Source organism: Candidatus Poribacteria bacterium (genome assembly GCA_026706025.1).
Classification (GTDB): domain Bacteria; phylum Poribacteria; class WGA-4E; order WGA-4E; family WGA-3G; genus WGA-3G.
This window is the reverse complement of record JAPOZO010000088.1, coordinates 28,287-44,402: the sequence shown is the minus strand read 5'-3', so window position 1 is coordinate 44,402 and position 16,116 is coordinate 28,287. Positions and strand designations below refer to the sequence as shown.

The 16,116-nt window shown below is 48.0% G+C and carries 18 protein-coding genes; 13 read left to right on the top strand and 5 right to left on the bottom strand.

Annotated features, from left to right (window positions below; translation table 11 throughout):
- The first annotated feature begins 127 nt into the window (after positions 1 to 127).
- From OXH00_22400 to OXH00_22375, 6 genes are all read left to right on the top strand, one after another.
- Positions 128 to 472: a type II toxin-antitoxin system RelE/ParE family toxin gene (locus OXH00_22400; GenBank protein ID MCY3743776.1), complete on the top strand. Its 345-nt coding sequence runs from the start codon at positions 128 to 130 to the stop codon at positions 470 to 472.
- Positions 465 to 791 (top strand): XRE family transcriptional regulator, encoded by a 327-nt coding sequence (locus tag OXH00_22395; GenBank protein MCY3743775.1) that lies wholly within the window; start codon positions 465 to 467, stop codon positions 789 to 791. The genes OXH00_22400 and OXH00_22395 overlap by 8 nt, the downstream gene beginning before the upstream one ends.
- A 33-nt stretch (positions 792 to 824) precedes the next feature.
- Positions 825 to 1,598: a glucose 1-dehydrogenase gene (locus tag OXH00_22390; GenBank protein MCY3743774.1), complete on the top strand. Its 774-nt coding sequence runs from the start codon at positions 825 to 827 to the stop codon at positions 1,596 to 1,598.
- Positions 1,599 to 1,774: 176 nt separating this feature from the next.
- Entirely contained in the window at positions 1,775 to 2,575 is an 801-nt protein-coding gene (locus OXH00_22385) for an SDR family NAD(P)-dependent oxidoreductase (protein ID MCY3743773.1), read from the top strand.
- Between the two features lie 38 nt (positions 2,576 to 2,613).
- Positions 2,614 to 3,162, top strand: a complete 549-nt coding sequence (locus tag OXH00_22380; protein MCY3743772.1) for a 2'-5' RNA ligase family protein — start codon at positions 2,614 to 2,616, stop codon at positions 3,160 to 3,162.
- Positions 3,162 to 4,334, top strand: a complete 1,173-nt coding sequence (locus tag OXH00_22375; GenBank protein ID MCY3743771.1) for an ABC transporter substrate-binding protein — start codon at positions 3,162 to 3,164, stop codon at positions 4,332 to 4,334. The genes OXH00_22380 and OXH00_22375 overlap by 1 nt, the downstream gene beginning before the upstream one ends.
- A gap of 300 nt (positions 4,335 to 4,634) precedes the next feature.
- Here OXH00_22375 and OXH00_22370 read toward each other — a convergent pair whose 3' ends face one another.
- The 5 genes from OXH00_22370 to OXH00_22350 form a co-directional block, all read right to left on the bottom strand.
- Positions 4,635 to 4,958, bottom strand: coding sequence for a hypothetical protein (locus OXH00_22370; GenBank protein ID MCY3743770.1), 324 nt, complete (start codon positions 4,956 to 4,958; stop codon positions 4,635 to 4,637).
- On the bottom strand, positions 4,942 to 5,157 hold the full coding sequence (locus OXH00_22365) for a DUF433 domain-containing protein (GenBank protein MCY3743769.1): 216 nt from the start codon (positions 5,155 to 5,157) through the stop codon (positions 4,942 to 4,944). Before OXH00_22365 ends, OXH00_22370 begins: the two co-directional genes overlap by 17 nt.
- 105 nt (positions 5,158 to 5,262) lie before the next feature.
- On the bottom strand, positions 5,263 to 6,465 hold the full coding sequence (locus OXH00_22360) for a 6-phosphofructokinase (protein ID MCY3743768.1): 1,203 nt from the start codon (positions 6,463 to 6,465) through the stop codon (positions 5,263 to 5,265).
- Between the two features lie 30 nt (positions 6,466 to 6,495).
- Positions 6,496 to 8,055, bottom strand: coding sequence for a thiamine pyrophosphate-binding protein (locus OXH00_22355; protein ID MCY3743767.1), 1,560 nt, complete (start codon positions 8,053 to 8,055; stop codon positions 6,496 to 6,498).
- 59 nt (positions 8,056 to 8,114) lie between these two features.
- A complete protein-coding gene (locus OXH00_22350) occupies positions 8,115 to 9,929 on the bottom strand; it encodes a hypothetical protein (protein ID MCY3743766.1) in 1,815 nt (604 codons plus the stop codon).
- Positions 9,930 to 10,240: 311 nt separating this feature from the next.
- On the opposite strand from OXH00_22350, the gene OXH00_22345 reads away from it, so the two are divergent.
- From OXH00_22345 to OXH00_22315, 7 genes are all read left to right on the top strand, one after another.
- Entirely contained in the window at positions 10,241 to 11,491 is a 1,251-nt protein-coding gene (locus OXH00_22345) for an ABC transporter permease (GenBank protein ID MCY3743765.1), read from the top strand.
- A 105-nt stretch (positions 11,492 to 11,596) separates the two neighbouring features.
- On the top strand, positions 11,597 to 11,842 hold the full coding sequence (locus OXH00_22340; protein MCY3743764.1) for a hypothetical protein: 246 nt from the start codon (positions 11,597 to 11,599) through the stop codon (positions 11,840 to 11,842).
- Positions 11,835 to 12,086: a DUF2283 domain-containing protein gene (locus OXH00_22335; protein ID MCY3743763.1), complete on the top strand. Its 252-nt coding sequence runs from the start codon at positions 11,835 to 11,837 to the stop codon at positions 12,084 to 12,086. The genes OXH00_22340 and OXH00_22335 overlap by 8 nt, the downstream gene beginning before the upstream one ends.
- A gap of 22 nt (positions 12,087 to 12,108) precedes the next feature.
- Positions 12,109 to 13,347, top strand: coding sequence for an ABC transporter permease (locus OXH00_22330; protein ID MCY3743762.1), 1,239 nt, complete (start codon positions 12,109 to 12,111; stop codon positions 13,345 to 13,347).
- Positions 13,348 to 13,396: 49 nt separating this feature from the next.
- Positions 13,397 to 13,963 (top strand): Uma2 family endonuclease, encoded by a 567-nt coding sequence (locus OXH00_22325; GenBank protein MCY3743761.1) that lies wholly within the window; start codon positions 13,397 to 13,399, stop codon positions 13,961 to 13,963.
- A 348-nt stretch (positions 13,964 to 14,311) separates the two neighbouring features.
- Positions 14,312 to 14,965, top strand: a complete 654-nt coding sequence (locus OXH00_22320; GenBank protein MCY3743760.1) for a Stf0 family sulfotransferase — start codon at positions 14,312 to 14,314, stop codon at positions 14,963 to 14,965.
- A 17-nt stretch (positions 14,966 to 14,982) separates the two neighbouring features.
- A complete protein-coding gene (locus OXH00_22315) occupies positions 14,983 to 16,116 on the top strand; it encodes a DNA adenine methylase (protein MCY3743759.1) in 1,134 nt (377 codons plus the stop codon).

The window sequence follows — 16,116 nt, the reverse complement described above, 5'->3', positions numbered from 1 at the left end:
ACGGGCTTGAAGGCGATGTCAAGCAAGCCAACAGTTACTACAACTTGAGGGATGCATTCCTGAAAATGTTGTAAAGATTTTGGAAGATACGGTATAATACAAAAGAGGTAGAATTTTGGATCAATCGATGAAAGATGTGAGGTGGGTTGGAGATTCTCGTGACCGGGTACGGCGTTTTCCCAAACCCGCACGAGATGCAGTAGGTGAGGCATTACGTATTGCTCAAATTGGAGGTAAACATCGGAATGCCAAACCTCTGATAGGAGTAGGTTCAGGTGTATTTGAGATTGTCGCTCGTTACGATACGAACACCTACCGTGCGGTTTATACTGTTAAGATTGGCGAGAACATCTATGTACTTCATGTATTTCAGAAGAAATCTACTCGTGGTATCAGCACGCCCAAAAGAGAAATTGACCTGATTAAACAACGCCTGAGAATAGTGCAAGAGATGGAGGGGAAAAATGAGTGAAGAAATCAAAATTGAGGAGAGTTCTGGGAATGTGTTTTTGGACATCGGTTTCTCTGAGGAAGAAGCGGAATACGAACAATTAAGGGTAGACCTCGCCTTCGCAATCTATCATCTTCTTGAGGAGCAAAAACTAACCCCGGCAAAAGCAGAAGCACGCTTTGGACTCGATCCGTCTGATGTGTCCCGCCTGAAGGAAATGGATTTTAATTTCACCGTGGAGCGGTTGCTAATGATTCTCAAGAGACTGAACCGCAAGGTTGAAATTCATATTAAGCCTTCAGACAAAACAGCCAACTACCAGCGAGTTTTTGTTACGTAGCGCTGTCCGTTTGCTTTGGAGAGAAAGATACTCATGCTACTCAAGGATCGCATCTGCATTGTAACTGGTGGGAGTTCAGGCATCGGGCGCGGTATCGCACTTGAATTCGCCCGTGAGGGTGCACGTGTCGCCGTTATAGATAAGCAGAAAGCACCCCTCCGCGGCAAATATCATGAAACCGATGTAACGACACCCACCGTCACGGAAATCGAAAAACTCGGTGCACAAGGGATATTCGTTCAGACTGATGTCGCTGACGCATCACAAGTCGCTGAGGCGATACAGCAGACCGTCGAACACTTCGGTGGACTTGACATTCTCGTCAATAATGCCGGTATCCACATCCCCGGTGGCGCGCAGGATATCTCAATCGCCGATTGGGATCAAGTCGTTGGTGTTAATCTCCGTGGCGTTTTCGTCGCGACGAAACTCGCAATCCCGCATCTGAAACAGTCAAAATTTGGCAGAATCATCCAGATCGCCTCTGTTCACGCTTATGGCGGTGGTGCAGGTCCTGCGTATGCGCCAGCGAAAGCCGCTGTCGTCAACATGGTCAGAGATACAGCGTTAGAAATCGGACAATTCGGCATAACTGTCAACGCCATCTGTCCGGGTTATATTGAAACAGCAATTCAGGACTACCTCACGCCAGAACAGATCAATGAAGCACTCGAAAAAACTGCATTACCGCGGTTCGGTCTGCCGAGAGACATTGGACGTGCCTGTGTCTTCCTCGCTTCCGACGACGGAGAATGGATTACGGGTGCCTCTCTCCTCGTTGACGGTGGCTTCGCCGCAGGTGTATAAAAAGAATCTTATATCTCTTGTAGGCGCGAGTGTTTTTGCTGGGGTGTTTCCCCGTGCTCGCGACTTTTGGCAGATGATCGCTAATTGTTGACAACCCAATTGTAGGAGTGAGCACTGCTCACGATTTCTGACAGCCGATGGCTGGTCGCTGACAGGTAGATAAAAGGAAACTACACATGCAAACAAATCCATGGGGAACAATCCGTTTTACAGATAAAGTCGCATTGATAACCGGGGGTGCTTCTGGTATCGGTAGGGCGACGGCGAACCGTCTCGCAGCCGAAGGGGCACAGGTCATCATTGCTGACAACGACGCCGAAATGGCGCACAAGGCAGTCGCCGAAATCCAAGAAACAGGTGGGAAGGCACTTTTTGTAGAAGTTGATCTTGCTGATGATGAAAGCGTTATCGCCGCTGCAGGTGCTGTCACCGAAAAGTTTTCCGCGCTTCATGTCCTCGTCAATAACGCTGCTATCGCGCGTTCTGGCACAATAGAAGACGGCGCATGGATCCGAAATTGGCAACCCGAAACCGAAATCGGTCTCCGAGGTTGGGTACTGATCACACAACATCTCTTACCGCTTTTGAAACAGGAAGGTGCTGCTATCGTCAATCTCTCATCAGAGGGCGGTTTTCTCGGCAGGCCCGGTGGGTGGGTCTACGATGCAATTAAATCCGCATTGGTCTCTCTCACGAAAACAATGGCTTATGAATTCGTTGAATATGGCATCCGCGTCAACGCGATTGCGCCAGGGTGGATCGTTACGGAGATGCATTTCGGCAAAGCACCCGACCCTGCTGCTCGGAAGAAAGAATTAGAGGAAACGCCGATCAATTCCTGCATTATGAAACGCCGTGCCGGCCCCGAAGAGATCGCATCCGCCATCGCTTTCCTCCTTAGCGACGATGCCTCTTACATTACGGGACAGACGCTACATGTTGATGGTGGTCGATGGGGGATGTCTGTTGGTCGCTGATTGCTGACTACTGACTGCTGACAGCCATTATTTCATTTATGCCAAGCAAAACGCACACCACAGCCGTTGTTCTTATTCCACCAGAGACCGTACAGTCACCCATCCAAGCCATCCGACAGATTCACGACCGAAACTTCCAGCGATGGATGCCTCATATAACGCTGCTCTATCCATTCGCAGCACGTCGCGATTTCGCAGAGATCATGCCCGCGCTCACAGGAGTCGCACAACAGGTCCCGCCTTTTTCCATTGAACTCGCTCGCTTTGATGCTTTCCAACACCGAAAGTCGTGTACGATGTTTCTTGTTCCTGAACCGGCGACCGAAATCGTGAAGTTACACAACATATTGCTGCAGCATCTTCCCGACTACGACGACACAGCACGATTTGCTGGCGGATTCCACCCACATCTTTCCGTCGGACAATTCCAACACCGCGTCTTGCAGACCCAACAGCAGCGTCTCCAAACCGAATGGCAACCGATACGATGTGAGGTGGATGCCATCAGTCTTATCTACCGATCGCCTGAAACAGATGACCGATTCGTCGTCGCAGCGCAATTTCCCTTTCAGACAAGGAGTCAATAATGAAAACAAAAATTTTCTTAACCCTCATCGCATTTGTGGTTATATCCTTTACCGGATGCGAACGCGTGAAACAGGTGATTGTCCCTGATGTTCCCGCCACTGATGCTGTCTCTACTGTTAAAATTGGTGTGATTCAACCCTCCGGATACTACACCGGTTTCGGCCAAGGGGCAGAACTCGCTCGGACCCAAATCAATGCGCGCGGTGGCGTTCTCGGCAAGCAAATTGAATTTATCGTCAGAGATAATCAGGGAACGCGTTTCGTCCCCGACGCAGCGGAAAGTATCCGCATCGCAAAAACACTAATTGAACAAGACGGGGTTTCAGCGATTCTGGGGCCTATATTCTCAAACAATTCCATAGCGGTTGGACCTGTTGTCCAGCAACTTCAGCGTCTCATCATCCCCGGCTCCGCTGGCGATCATGTGACCGCTGCGGGAGACTTTGTGTTTCTCGTCGCCCCTACGACATCAGCCCATGGCGCGGTAATGGCACAATTCGCAATCGAGCCGTCCGAACTCAGCGCAACAACCGCCGCGACTATCCGTCAAACTGAGAGTGCTTACACAGAGAGCCTAACAGAAGCCTTTGAAGATAACTTTCGGGAACTCGGAGGGAAAATCGTTGCCAGTGAAGTTTATCAGGTTGGCGGTAACACCTTTGATGAACAACTAACAAACATCAAAACCGCAGCACCCGATGTGCTGTATATTGCAGGAATTATTCCAGATATTCACTTCGTAATGGCGCAAGCCAGAAAGATCGGTATTCAAGCAACTTTTCTTGGGCCTGGGAGTTGGGATGAAGCTCAGAAACTTTTCAGCACATTAACTGATAATGCACCGTTAGAGGGAGCTTACTTTACTGCAGATTTTAGCCCAGAAGTGCCGAGTGCCGGACACTTTGTCCAGGCTTATACAGCCCTGTTTATGACCCCGCCAGATAGCGCGGCTGCTTCGGGTTATGATGCCATGTCCCTCTTAGCGACTGCCATAGAAGAAGCGCAAACACTCAATCCTGCTGCCGTTCGGGATGCCCTTTCAAATATCACCAGCCACCAGGGGGCAACGTTTATTTCGCATTACAATGCCAATCGTCATCCGATTAAAAGCGTTGTCATTAACACGATCCGGAACGGACAAATAGAACTCTACAAGGTTGTGAGTCCATAAACAACCAAATGTCATTGGTGGGGTTTCCCAACCCCTCCAGTCCCAAATCCGGTAGGTGGGGTTTCCCAACCGCACCGGATTTTAGACACAAACCTTATCCACTCAAAACGCCTCTTGAGTCCTGTAGGATTTATTTCTTTGGGCATTTTTTAAGAATGTTTATAGAAACCGATTACCCTTTCCATCTCTGGTTTCCCTTTATCAGCACATCTATGATTCTTACTACGGGGAGGGGAAAAGCATTTATACCCAAAATTAGTAAATCCCCATTGCGTAGAATGCGGTGAACCCAACTGAGCACTAATCACTCACGCGCACAACCTGCCCTTTTTGGAGTGTTTTCAATACGGTATTTACGTGAGGAATCAGCAAGGCAAGTGCTTCGTAGTGATTCCTATTGGCTTCCAGCAGAACAATACCAAGTTCAATCTCCTTCAAGTTCTGTTCATACAAAATGCCTCTGTCTGTTGTCACAAAGGCATCAAATTCCGCCGCAGCCATTCGCAGAAGTTCTCCGTTCTCTTTTCCGTTCCAACCGCGATAACCAACTGTAATAACTTCAATTGAGTCCGCAAAAAGTGGGCGCAGTTGATGCGGAAGGTTTTCATCAAGCAACACGCGCATTCGCATACTCCAAGGTCATTTCCAAGTAAGCAACCGCTTGCTCGTGTGAGACTGTCGGAAAATCAGCGAGGAATGTATCAAGTGAATCACCTGATACAAGATACTGAATCAGAATTTCGACTGGTACCCGAGTGCCAGCGAAAACTAAAGCACCGTGCATCACACGTGGATTTTGAGACATGATTTGTTCTTTTTTCATCGCTTGTTTTCCTTTGGTTTTGTAAAACTAAAAACAGACGAGTTGCCTCAACTTCAGTAGGCGCGGTTTCAAACCGCGCCTACATTTACAGAAATTCTCTCGCTATCATCCAATCTCGCCGATCTCAATCAATCGATCATCCAATGATAATTCTGGGCGGGGTAAGTCCCCGAACAACGGACGGAAATATCCGGCACCCGCTGGGGACATCTGATACCGTTCGGCATCGTAAAACCGCAGGTCCAGACTTCTCCGAATAACGTGACCAGACGCATCCCGCTTTAAGACTTGCTCTAACGGCATTAGTGTCGGTTCAATACCGGCATCTGTTCGCGTAATCGTTGCGACGCCGTTGAACATCCCGTCTGAGAGTGCTTGCACCGCCATAGCACCCGCCTTCATAGCGATGTCTCTATCCAAGGGTATCGGGCTGCCACACCTCTGGAGGTACCCAAGGATCAAGGCACGGAACGCCGACTCCGAAATATCTGGGAGCCGTTTCTTCATCGCTTCAACGATAATCTCTGAGCATCCGCCCGGTTTCGTATGCCCGAAAGCGTCGAGTTCCGCTTCCGATGTAATCATCAGTTCGCCATCATCATTCCGAATACCCTCCGAGACAACGACAATAACATTGCCTTGTTCGGTGTGTTTTTCACGGATCGCTTCTGCGAGTCTATCCGGTTGATACGGTATTTCTGGGACAACGATCAGGTCAGCTTGCCCGTAAGCAGCAGATAACGTTAGCCAACCCGCGTCTCTCCCCATCGCTTCAACGACAATCACACGGTCATGGGAATAGGTCGTTGTCCGTAAGTCTCGGACGTAGTTGATAACGCTATTTGCGGATGAAGGGAAGCCGGGACAGAAATAGTTCACCATTTTAGAGTAGTCAACAGCGTCTCCCTCTGGTGGATTAACACCGACATCGTTATCAATGGTTTTCGTCACGAATGTGGTTGTAAATTGATCAGACAGTGCTGTGCCAACCGTTAAGGTATCATCTCCACCAATTGGAATGAGTCCGCTAATGTCGAGTTTTTTAAGATTCTCTACTGCCTCGTCTAACTTATCATCTTTAATCAGGTTCGTGCGTGAACTCTTTAGAAGCGTCCCTCCCCGGTTTTCGTCAATCAGATCAGGCGTTAGCGTAAAGTAGTGTCCACCCTTCAAAACACCGCGCCAGCCTTCCATGAATCCGATGAGTTCAAAACCGAGTTCTTCGGCTTTCAGCGCGATGCCTTTAAGGGTAGCGTTGAGCGCGCTCGTATCGCCACCCCCTGTTAAAACACCAATCTTTTTTTTCATAAAAAACTCCTTTATGATAGAAGATAATACCTACTTAACGACTTCAAGGAGAACCGGCTTATCCAGAGCGAGTGCCTTTTCAAACATCGGCTTAAAGTCGTTAGGGTCTTCAACGCGTAATCCGACAGCACCGAAGGATTCAGCGAATTGCACAAAGTCTGGGTTCACCAACTCCACACCAATGCGTTTGCCGAACCGGCGCAGCTGCCCACGCTCAATTGAGGTGTATTGATTGTCATTCATCACGAGCGTCACAACGGGTAGGTTATACATCACCGCGGTTGCAAGGTCTGGACACGTCATTAAAAACCCGCCGTCACCGCTCAGCGCGACAACTTTCCGCTCAGGATAGGCGACTTGCGCACCGATAGCACCCGTCAATCCGATGCCCATTGCCACAGACACACCGGAGAAAATGTAAGTCCCTGGATGATAACAAGGGAAATGTGGCAGTGCACCATAACCCGTAATGTTAACGTCAACCGACAAGATGGCATCACGGGGCATCACATCGCGCATCTCCTTGAGGATGCGAGGACGTTCAATTGCCATAAATTGGCGGCGTAATTCTTGTAAACCTTCACCCCAACCGCTTATCCGCTTCTCATCACTCAGCGCAGCGTTCAACTGGCGTAAAACCAATTTCGGATTTGCACCGATGCCGACAGTCGCAGCGTATTCCTTGTGAATCTCCTCGGGGTCGGCTTCAATATGCAACAGCGGTTGCGGAATCTTGAGGCTCCAGTTGCCGGTATCGCGATAGTTGAATCGGGTGCCGACAGCAACGATGAGGTCAGAGACGTTCATTGCAGCTTGCGCAACGCCGTCTCGGAAGATACCGATGGAATGTGGCGAGTCTTCCGGCACCGAACCTTTTCCAAAACCCGTCATCACGATGGGTGCGTCCAGCAGCTGCGCGAACGCAAGTATTTCTTCAGTGGCGCGGGTATGATTGATACCGCCGCCTGCAATAATCAGTGGACGCTCTGCTTTACAGAGGAGTGCTATGGCAGCATCAATATCTTGGGGAGCTGCTGTCGTCTGAATACCGTTGTTCCGTGGCGGGACGGGAAGATCGGCTTCTGCATCCAACGCATCTTTTGCGAGTTCAATCAGGACAGGTCCCGGTCTGCCTGAACGGAGCGCACTAAAACTCCGGTTGATAGCCCCCGGAATCTGATCGACGCGATGCACAATCTCCAGATGTTTAGTCATCGGCGTGAAAGCGGCTCTCTGATCCAAACCGTGAAAACTTTTCTTCGGATCCCGTTGTGCTAAGTAGGATGGGTTCTGCCCGGTAATCCAAAGCACTGGTGACGAAGCAGTATTCGCTTCACCGATGCCGACAGAAGCATTATTTGATCCAGGACCCGGCACAGTCATACAAACACCGACATCGCCAGTAGCACGCGCGTAGCCGTCTGCCATAAACGCCGTACCGCCTTCATGCCGTGTGACATAGTGCTGGATATTGTCTTGGTTGTTATATAATGCCTCGTAAACGGTGTCCAAGTGGTTACCCGGTAAACCGAAAATATCTTTAACGCCTTGTGCTTTCAAGCATTCAACAAAAATATCGCCACCTGTCATAATTGCTCCTTTCGTATTCTTAAAATGACAGAAACTGTTTGAGTCTCAATTCTACTACTCTATGATACCACGAAGAGTCGTCCCTGTTTCGGTGTGAATACACTATTTAGATAGGTCTTCTCATCAGCGTGCCAAAACGTAACGTTTTCCTTTGTTGCGTTGAGCAGATCAAACTCCGAAACGCTCAATGCCTTTCGCTGTATCTCGATTAAAGTATCTATCGGTTCACTGCTTGCGTTGAATAGATAGAAAATTTCGGAGGTTTCCGCTTCCCTATGGAGGACTTGAACGCTATCTGTCGGATTGTTGTCCGGCTTTACGTACACTGAGACAATACGGGGCACCCATTTTCGGAGCCGTTTTTCAAGTTTTAACAACTTCTCGTCCGATGGACCTCGGAGAATTGTTGTGCGTCGTCCGAAAATGAGTTGCTCAAGCGGGTACGGCTCAAGTCCTATCCTGCCGTTCAGCAGATACGGCGTAGGTTCATCTATGATCAGCCTCCCCTTCGCTTTCGTGAATGCCTTTAGACGTTTGACGGTTTCTTCTTGAAGCGATATGCAACTCGGAAGCAAAATAACGCTATAAATCTCTTTGGTGCTCGCTTTGGCGTCCGGGAAACAGAGACCACCGTTTTTATGACCGAGTTTTCTCGCGGCGGCAGCGTCTATAACCTCTGTGGCACCGAGTTCCTGCTCCGAGACAATCCTGAAATCGTAAGCCAATTCCCATACACTTTGGCACAACCATCCCCACGCTTTTGTGACACCGCTCCACGATTTCTCATCGGGCTTTGTCCAGAGGCTCTGCGTCGGTGCTACCATTAGGATTGGTCGTTTCGGGTAACCCGTTGTTAATCCTTGCGGGACACTATCAGCAGCACTATTTCTGTTCATCCACAAGTTGAAACCGAGGCTCGCATCTTCAAGGCGTCGCGATGTTGGCGTGAGCGCATCCGTTTTGTTACCTGTTTTCCGGGCAATACTTGCATATTGTGTGTTGCTGCACGCCCATTTAGCAACGACGAACCGCTTTGGTGTATCTATTTCGGTGGTGTTCAGAATAGGGCAGTCCACTTCTGCGAGCATGGATCCTAACTCAAACTCCAACGTCTTCGCACTCGCTGGGAGGCTTAAAGCGAACCGAAGTCCTTCTTGATGACAGAAATTACGTAAACCGCCAAGGAAACAGGTCGCGAATCGCGTCGTCAACGCTTTCCAGAAAGTGTTTCTGACCGCCGCCGAGTTGTAAGTTTCATAGAACACTAACGGCAGGTATGTTGCGAGTGTCGTTTCCGACGCGTCCAGTAACACAGGACTCCACGGTACTGATGCTGTTCCGGCACCTAAGACACTCGCTAAAGACAGAAATTTCGGGAGTTCACAGGTAAAACCGATGAGGTGTTGCTTGCCGTAAGTTTTTAAGTAGCCTCTCAGCATCCGCTCTATGAACTGAGATACGCCGTTGTCACTTAGCAGATCGTCCGTCACCCCTTCTGTCTGGTAGAGGTTAATTACCGTTCGTCCACGCAGCCGTTCTGCAATCGTGAGGTCACCTGCCACACATCGCTGAATATAGTCGCTGATGTTATAACACGGCGCATCGGCGTGTGGTTCCGCGATTAAGTAGTATTGATTAAATCCTGTTCCGTCCGATAGTTGAGAATTCCGAAGCGCGGGCTGGATTGTTGTTGCTGTTTCCGCATCGCCGAAGGATAGGTCTATCGCGTCCAATTGATAGCGCGTTTGCAGTAAAGCGGACGGCAACGCAACCCATGCCTGTTTGCTTCGTCGTAATTCCGCTTGATGTGCTGCTGCGTTTTGCGTCCTCTGCCACGATAGCACGTTTCCCGTGCTAAAAGCATCCGTCTGCACAACTGCCAACTCCTATCCAAAAAATTTGCAACTGTTAAATATTTTGTGATATACTTTTAATGCTGAGGATATGTACAGGTTCGTAATTTTTCGATTTTTATACTAAAAGTTTAGCACACCTTGGGAATTCATGCAATCAAAAGTTTGCGATCCTCAGAGCCATTGCGTTTTCGGTTTTCGTCAATTTTATCGAGATTTTGTCGCGATTCGGAGGACGTTTCTACAAGATAGTTGTCAGTTATTAGTTAGATATCGCGATTCGGAGATCGCTCCTACACACGGTTTTGGAGGCTCCAAAAAAGGGAATAGGTATGAGGCTTTTAGAAAATATTATATCAGCGTTTTCTGTCCTTCGGGCGAGCAAGTTACGGACGATTCTCACGCTCTTAGGGATTACGATTGGGATTGCTGGGATCATTGCGATGATGTCCTTTGGGGCGGGTGCTGAAAAACTTATCATGGCGGAATTTGAGAAGATAGGCGGTCCCAGCATGTTCGGTGTTTATCGACCCGGACATATCCGAAAGAACGGGAGATGGCAACGCAATACCAGTCCACACCACCTTGAGATGGAAGACCTCCGCGATGTCCTCGCCGAATGTCCCTCCGTTGAGGTTGCCACTGTTGAAGGCAGCTACTATATCAACCTTGGCATTGAGGGGAAATTTCAACGCACCTATCTCCGTGCAACAACAAACGAATACCAAGCCGTTCGCGAATGGCGTACGGAATATGGTAGATTCCTCGCTGATACCGATATGGACGCTTGGACGAAAGTGTGTGTCATCGGTTCAAAGATCTGGAAAGAGCAGTTTAAGGGAGAAGATCCTATCGGTAAAGAGGTCATCATCAATAACTTTGGGAACAACAAACGCTTTACAGTTATCGGGATTATGGAGAGCCGCGGTGACGGTTTAGAGCGCGGCAAAAGCGATGATAATATGCTTTTCATTCCGATTACAACCGCACAAAAACGGTTTTGGGGGCACGATCACGTTGGACATATCATGGTGCGTGCCAAAAGTCCGACGCACGTTGAGCAAGCGTTGAAAGAGGTAAAGACGATCATCACGCGCAACCATGGCGGTGATGACACCTTTTTCCGAACCTGGTCCGCTAAACAGGGCATCGCACAAGCGAAAAGAATGATCCTTATTATAGAGTCGGTGTTGGTCGTCATCGCGTCTGTCTCTTTAATTGTCGCGGGTATCGGGATTCTCAACATCATGCTCGTCTCTGTAACAGAACGGATACCGGAGATCGGACTCCGAAAAGCGGTCGGTGCGAAGAGTTTTAACATCCGAATGCAGTTCCTCACAGAATCTGTGATTTTATGTCTCATCGGGAGTCTGCTCGGTATTGCGTTGGGTGCGGTTGCTGGAAAAGGTTTCGCTTGGATAGTCGGTAAGTTTTTAGATGACCTTGCATGGCCCTCAGTGATTACCCCGGAGGCAGTACTAATCTCCGTCGGTGCGGGTGCCGCCGTCGGCATCTTCTTCGGGTTCTACCCCGCCAGCCAAGCCGCCAAAATGACCCCCATTGATGCTATCCGCCATACGTAGTCAGAAAGTCGTAGGACTTCTGTTCTTTTGGAAAAAGGAATTTATTAATGCTTCCTTTTCATAGTTGGACTGGATGGTTACATGGAGTTTGTGTGGACTGATTATATGAAGTACAGAGCAGCGTTACGCGGATTTGATCTGACTCAAATTGAGGATATAGTTAGATATTCGACAGAACGCTACTTCGATACTGAAACAGGTCGATGGGTTGTTATCGGACACCATGGCACAAAATTAGTTATGATTGCTTATGAAACAGATCAAACTTCGTTTACCCCTATAACAATTCACACAACGACCCGTCAGCAAATTCGATTTCGGATTAGAACACGGAGGTATACCCTTGAATAAACCGAAGATGACCTATTTTGAAAAAGAAGATATATTGCATCTTGTAATTTCCGATGAACCTGAAAGCGACAGTTTAGAACTAAGTCCTAATATCACGGCTGAACTGAATGAAAACGGGGAACTTATCGGGATTGAAATCCTCAACGCCAGTGCTTTCATTCAGGATACAATTTTAGGTGCTAATTTCATTGAAGGACTTTCGCTTGTTGGTGAAAGTAATAAATCTGGTCACAATGCTTTTTGACAAATTTCTAAGGTAACCCATCATGCTCGTGCTGGAGAATCTAATCTCAGCGTTTTCTGTGCTTCGCGGAAGTAAACTCCGCACAGTCCTCACACTCTTAGGGATTACCATCGGTATTGCAGGTGTCATTGCGATGATGTCCTTTGGCGCGGGTGCCGAAAAACTCATGATGGCAGAATTTGAGAATATCGGTGGCCCCAGTATGTTCGGCGTTTACCGACCCGGGCATATTCGGAAAAATAACCGTTGGCAGCGCAACACCAGCCCGCATTATTTGGACATGCAAGATCTGCACGATATTCTGACAGACTGCCCTTCTGTTGAGGTCGCTACTGTCGAAAGAAGTCATTTCATCAATTTTGAAGTTGAAGGACGGCATCGGCAAACCTACATGCGCGCAACAACTAACGAATACCAAGCCGTTCGCAGATGGAAAACGGAATACGGTAGATTCCTCGCTGATACCGATATGGATTTCTGGAATAAAGTTTGTGTTATTGGTGCAAAGGTCTGGAAGGAGCAGTTTAAAGGACGGGATCCGATTGGTAAAGAGGTCGGTATCAACAACAGACGTTTTACCATTGTCGGTATCATGGAGAGTCGTGGCGATGGGTTGGAGCGCGGTAGAAGTGATGACAATATGATCTTCGTCCCTATTACCACTGCTCAAACCCGTTTTGGCGGCCGGAATCGCGTCGGTGCGATTATGGCGCGTGCGAAAAGCATTGATGTCGTTGATCAGGCACTCAAAGAGGTTAAAACCGTTATTTCACGCAATCACGGTGGCGATGACACCTTTTTCCGAACGTGGAACGCGAAGAAGGGGATTGAAAGTGGAAAGCGGATGATCTTTATTATAGAGTCGGTTTTGGTTGTCATCGCGTCTGTCTCCTTGATTGTTGCGGGTATCGGGATTCTCAATATCATGCTCGTCTCCGTAACAGAGCGGATACCGGAGATCGGATTACGGAAAGCGGTCGGTGCCAAAAGTTTTGACATCCGCTTACAATTCCTGACGGAATCTGTGCTGTTATGTCTGATTGGGAGCCTGCTCGGTATTGCGTTAGGTGCTGTGGTTGGGAACGGTTTTGCGTGGATAGTCGGCAAGTTTTTAGACGAAATGTCGTGGCCCGCTGTGATTACGTTGAAAGCCGTGCTAATCTCTGTCGGTGCGGGTGCAGCCGTCGGCATCTTCTTCGGCTACTACCCCGCCAGCCAAGCCGCGAAAATGACGCCTATTGATGCTATCCGACATACGTAAAAACGGTTGTAAAAGCAAAGTCCAATATCCAATTGAAGGGAGGCAACTGATGCTTAATTCGCAAACAACCCCTGAGGCTATTCAAGAAATATCGGTGCCCGATACAATGACGCTGGAGGAATTTCTTGAAAACGACTTAGAGGGATATGAATATGTAAAAGGAGAATTAGTCCCGATGCCACCAGCGACGATGATACATGGTCAAATCAGTAGTAAACTTCATATACGCTTAGGTCTGCACGTTGAGGAAAATCGGTTAGGACAATTATATATTGCCGAAACAACATTTCAATTGGATGACCGAGCAGTAAAGCCGGATATTGCGTTTGTTTCGACCGACCGATTACCCGAAAATAGAGAGCAGGCATCACCTGTCCCGCCGGATTTGGCGGTTGAAGTCGTCTCGCCATCAGACAAACACTATGATGTCACCGAAAAAGCGTTAGCCTATTTGAGAGCAGGCACGCGCCTTGTCTGGGTGATTGAACCCGTCGCAAAAACAGTGATGGTCTACCGATCCGAGACCGATTTCACTGTACTGAACTATGAGGACACATTGACAGGTGAGGATGTCGTTGAAGGATTTACATGTCCAGTCTCTCAACTTTTTGAATAGATTTTTTGAGCGTGATGCGAAAGGAATCATAAAACTCATACTGAATTAGGGATGCCGTAGGTTGGGTTGAACGGAACTCAGAAGGCAGGCGTGGCGGTTCAAATATACTTTGCATTTAACAGACCATCGGAGGCAATCAAGAACGGAGTGAAACCCAACTTCAGCCTGTCTACACCTCGGGAACCTCATCATAAAAACGTTGGGTTTCACTCGGTTTCTGTTTGATGTAGCGTATATAGGGCAAGTTTAGTTTTTCTATGGTTTGGACGATTTTGGTGGTATCCGTTCTACCCAACCTACACTGCTGGTCGCGAACCTCTGGAAAACGGATCCTATAGGAAAAAATAAATGGACTACGTCATCTGCACAACACCTCGCACACGAAGCACCGTTTTATGTGACTTGTTGATTTCATCCGATATAGCAGGATATCCGAGAGAATACCATGAAGAACACGAATCACTAAAAGATTTGGATATAACTGATCCAAAAACATACGAAAAATACGTATCCGTTAGCACTTCACCAAATGGTGTTTGCGGAATACAAGTGATGTACAAGCAAAAACATATTGTTGAAAAGTTTATAGACTTTAAAAAGGTAAAATGCATCTGGCTCCGCAGAGAAAATAAAATTAAACAAGCTATCTCCCTTTTGAAGGCTACCAAACGTAATTGCTTTCATGAGACAAATGAAACTCGGAAAGATGATGATCTCAATCAAATCAAAATTACAGATGATGAGATCGTATATAGCACGTTTGAACTGACAGCGCAAGATATGTCGTGGGGCTATTATTTCCAAGAAAATCAGATTAGTCCTCTCACAATTTGGTATAAAGAATTAGAAACAGAAACACAGCAAAAGAACATCCTCAAGAAAGCCTTGGGTTTCCTTCACATTCACGAGACACCGATTGATCCTAAAATTTGGGGTGTCCGTCAGGATACTGAATGGGATAAAGACTTATACAACCAGATCATAAGAACCTATTTGCGCTGAGAATCTGACATAAATCCATGCAACAGACGCTTCCGCATTTCCGTACACCACCCACCGAAGGCATCAAATACATCGGTTCCAAACTCAAACTCATTCCACATGTCCTTGAACTCATCAAAAAAGTCAACGCTAAAACAATCCTTGACGGCTTTGCAGGCACAACCCGTGTCTCACAAGCCCTCGCTAAACTCGGTTATACCGTTATCTGCAACGATGTTGCCCCGTGGTCAGAGGTTTTCGGTACCTGCTATCTACTCAATACAAAACCGAGAGAAGCATATCAACCGCTTATTGATCACCTCAACGCTGTGTCGCCTGTTGATGGCTGGTTCACAGAACACTACGGCGGACATGCCAATGGTGGCAACGCAATCCAAGCAGACGGATTCAAGAAACCGTGGCAGCTCCATAACACCCGTAAACTGGATGCAATACGTCAGGAGATCGAGGACTTGAATCTTGAGCCAGTCGATAAGGCGGTCGCGCTTACGAGCCTGATGCTGGCACTCGATCGCGTTGATAGTACCCTTGGTCACTTTTCTTCGTATCTCAAGGATTGGGCACCGCGTGCCTATAAAGAATTAGTGCTTGAAGTCCCGGAAATTTTCATCTCAGAAGGAAACCATCAGGTTTACCAAAGCGACATCTTTGACCTCGTGCCGTGTGTCTCTGTAGACCTTGCGTACTTCGATCCGCCTTATGGTTCAAATAATGAGAAAATGCCGCCGTCCCGTGTTAGGTATGCTGCCTATTACCATCTCTGGAAAAGCGTTGTGCTCTTCGATAAACCCACCCTTTTCGGCAAAGCAAAACGGCGAGAAGATACATCAGACCCTCTCGCCGCCTCTGTATTTGAGGAATTCCGCCGTAACGATGACGGACGGTTCATCGCTGTTGAGGCCATTGCCAAGTTGATTCGTGAAACGCACGCGCGTTGGATTCTGCTCTCCTACAGTTCCGGCGGTCGTGCGACTGCCCAGCAGCTGAACGAAGTCATGCAAGACAACGGAAAACTCCTCGCTGTCCTTGAGCTTGACTATAAAAAGAACGTCATGGCAGGTATGAAATGGACAGACGAATGGATAAATGACGCTGAAACGCCAAACCGAGAATTTCTTTTTCTTCTTGAGAAAAACGTGCCTCTTATTTGA

Bases quoted from the DNA above. Each gene is read 5' to 3' on its own strand.
- OXH00_22400 (MCY3743776.1), top strand. From the start codon at position 128: ATGAAAGATGTGAGGTGGGTTGGAGATTCTCGTGACCGGGTACGGCGT.
- OXH00_22395 (MCY3743775.1), top strand. From the start codon at position 465: ATGAGTGAAGAAATCAAAATTGAGGAGAGTTCTGGGAATGTGTTTTTG.
- OXH00_22390 (MCY3743774.1), top strand. From the start codon at position 825: ATGCTACTCAAGGATCGCATCTGCATTGTAACTGGTGGGAGTTCAGGC.
- OXH00_22385 (MCY3743773.1), top strand. From the start codon at position 1,775: ATGCAAACAAATCCATGGGGAACAATCCGTTTTACAGATAAAGTCGCA.
- OXH00_22380 (MCY3743772.1), top strand. From the start codon at position 2,614: ATGCCAAGCAAAACGCACACCACAGCCGTTGTTCTTATTCCACCAGAG.
- OXH00_22375 (MCY3743771.1), top strand. From the start codon at position 3,162: ATGAAAACAAAAATTTTCTTAACCCTCATCGCATTTGTGGTTATATCC.
- OXH00_22370 (MCY3743770.1), bottom strand. From the start codon at position 4,958: ATGCGCGTGTTGCTTGATGAAAACCTTCCGCATCAACTGCGCCCACTT.
- OXH00_22365 (MCY3743769.1), bottom strand. From the start codon at position 5,157: ATGAAAAAAGAACAAATCATGTCTCAAAATCCACGTGTGATGCACGGT.
- OXH00_22360 (MCY3743768.1), bottom strand. From the start codon at position 6,465: ATGAAAAAAAAGATTGGTGTTTTAACAGGGGGTGGCGATACGAGCGCG.
- OXH00_22355 (MCY3743767.1), bottom strand. From the start codon at position 8,055: ATGACAGGTGGCGATATTTTTGTTGAATGCTTGAAAGCACAAGGCGTT.
- OXH00_22345 (MCY3743765.1), top strand. From the start codon at position 10,241: ATGAGGCTTTTAGAAAATATTATATCAGCGTTTTCTGTCCTTCGGGCG.
- OXH00_22340 (MCY3743764.1), top strand. From the start codon at position 11,597: ATGAAGTACAGAGCAGCGTTACGCGGATTTGATCTGACTCAAATTGAG.
- OXH00_22330 (MCY3743762.1), top strand. From the start codon at position 12,109: ATGCTCGTGCTGGAGAATCTAATCTCAGCGTTTTCTGTGCTTCGCGGA.
- OXH00_22325 (MCY3743761.1), top strand. From the start codon at position 13,397: ATGCTTAATTCGCAAACAACCCCTGAGGCTATTCAAGAAATATCGGTG.
- OXH00_22320 (MCY3743760.1), top strand. From the start codon at position 14,312: ATGGACTACGTCATCTGCACAACACCTCGCACACGAAGCACCGTTTTA.
- OXH00_22315 (MCY3743759.1), top strand. From the start codon at position 14,983: ATGCAACAGACGCTTCCGCATTTCCGTACACCACCCACCGAAGGCATC.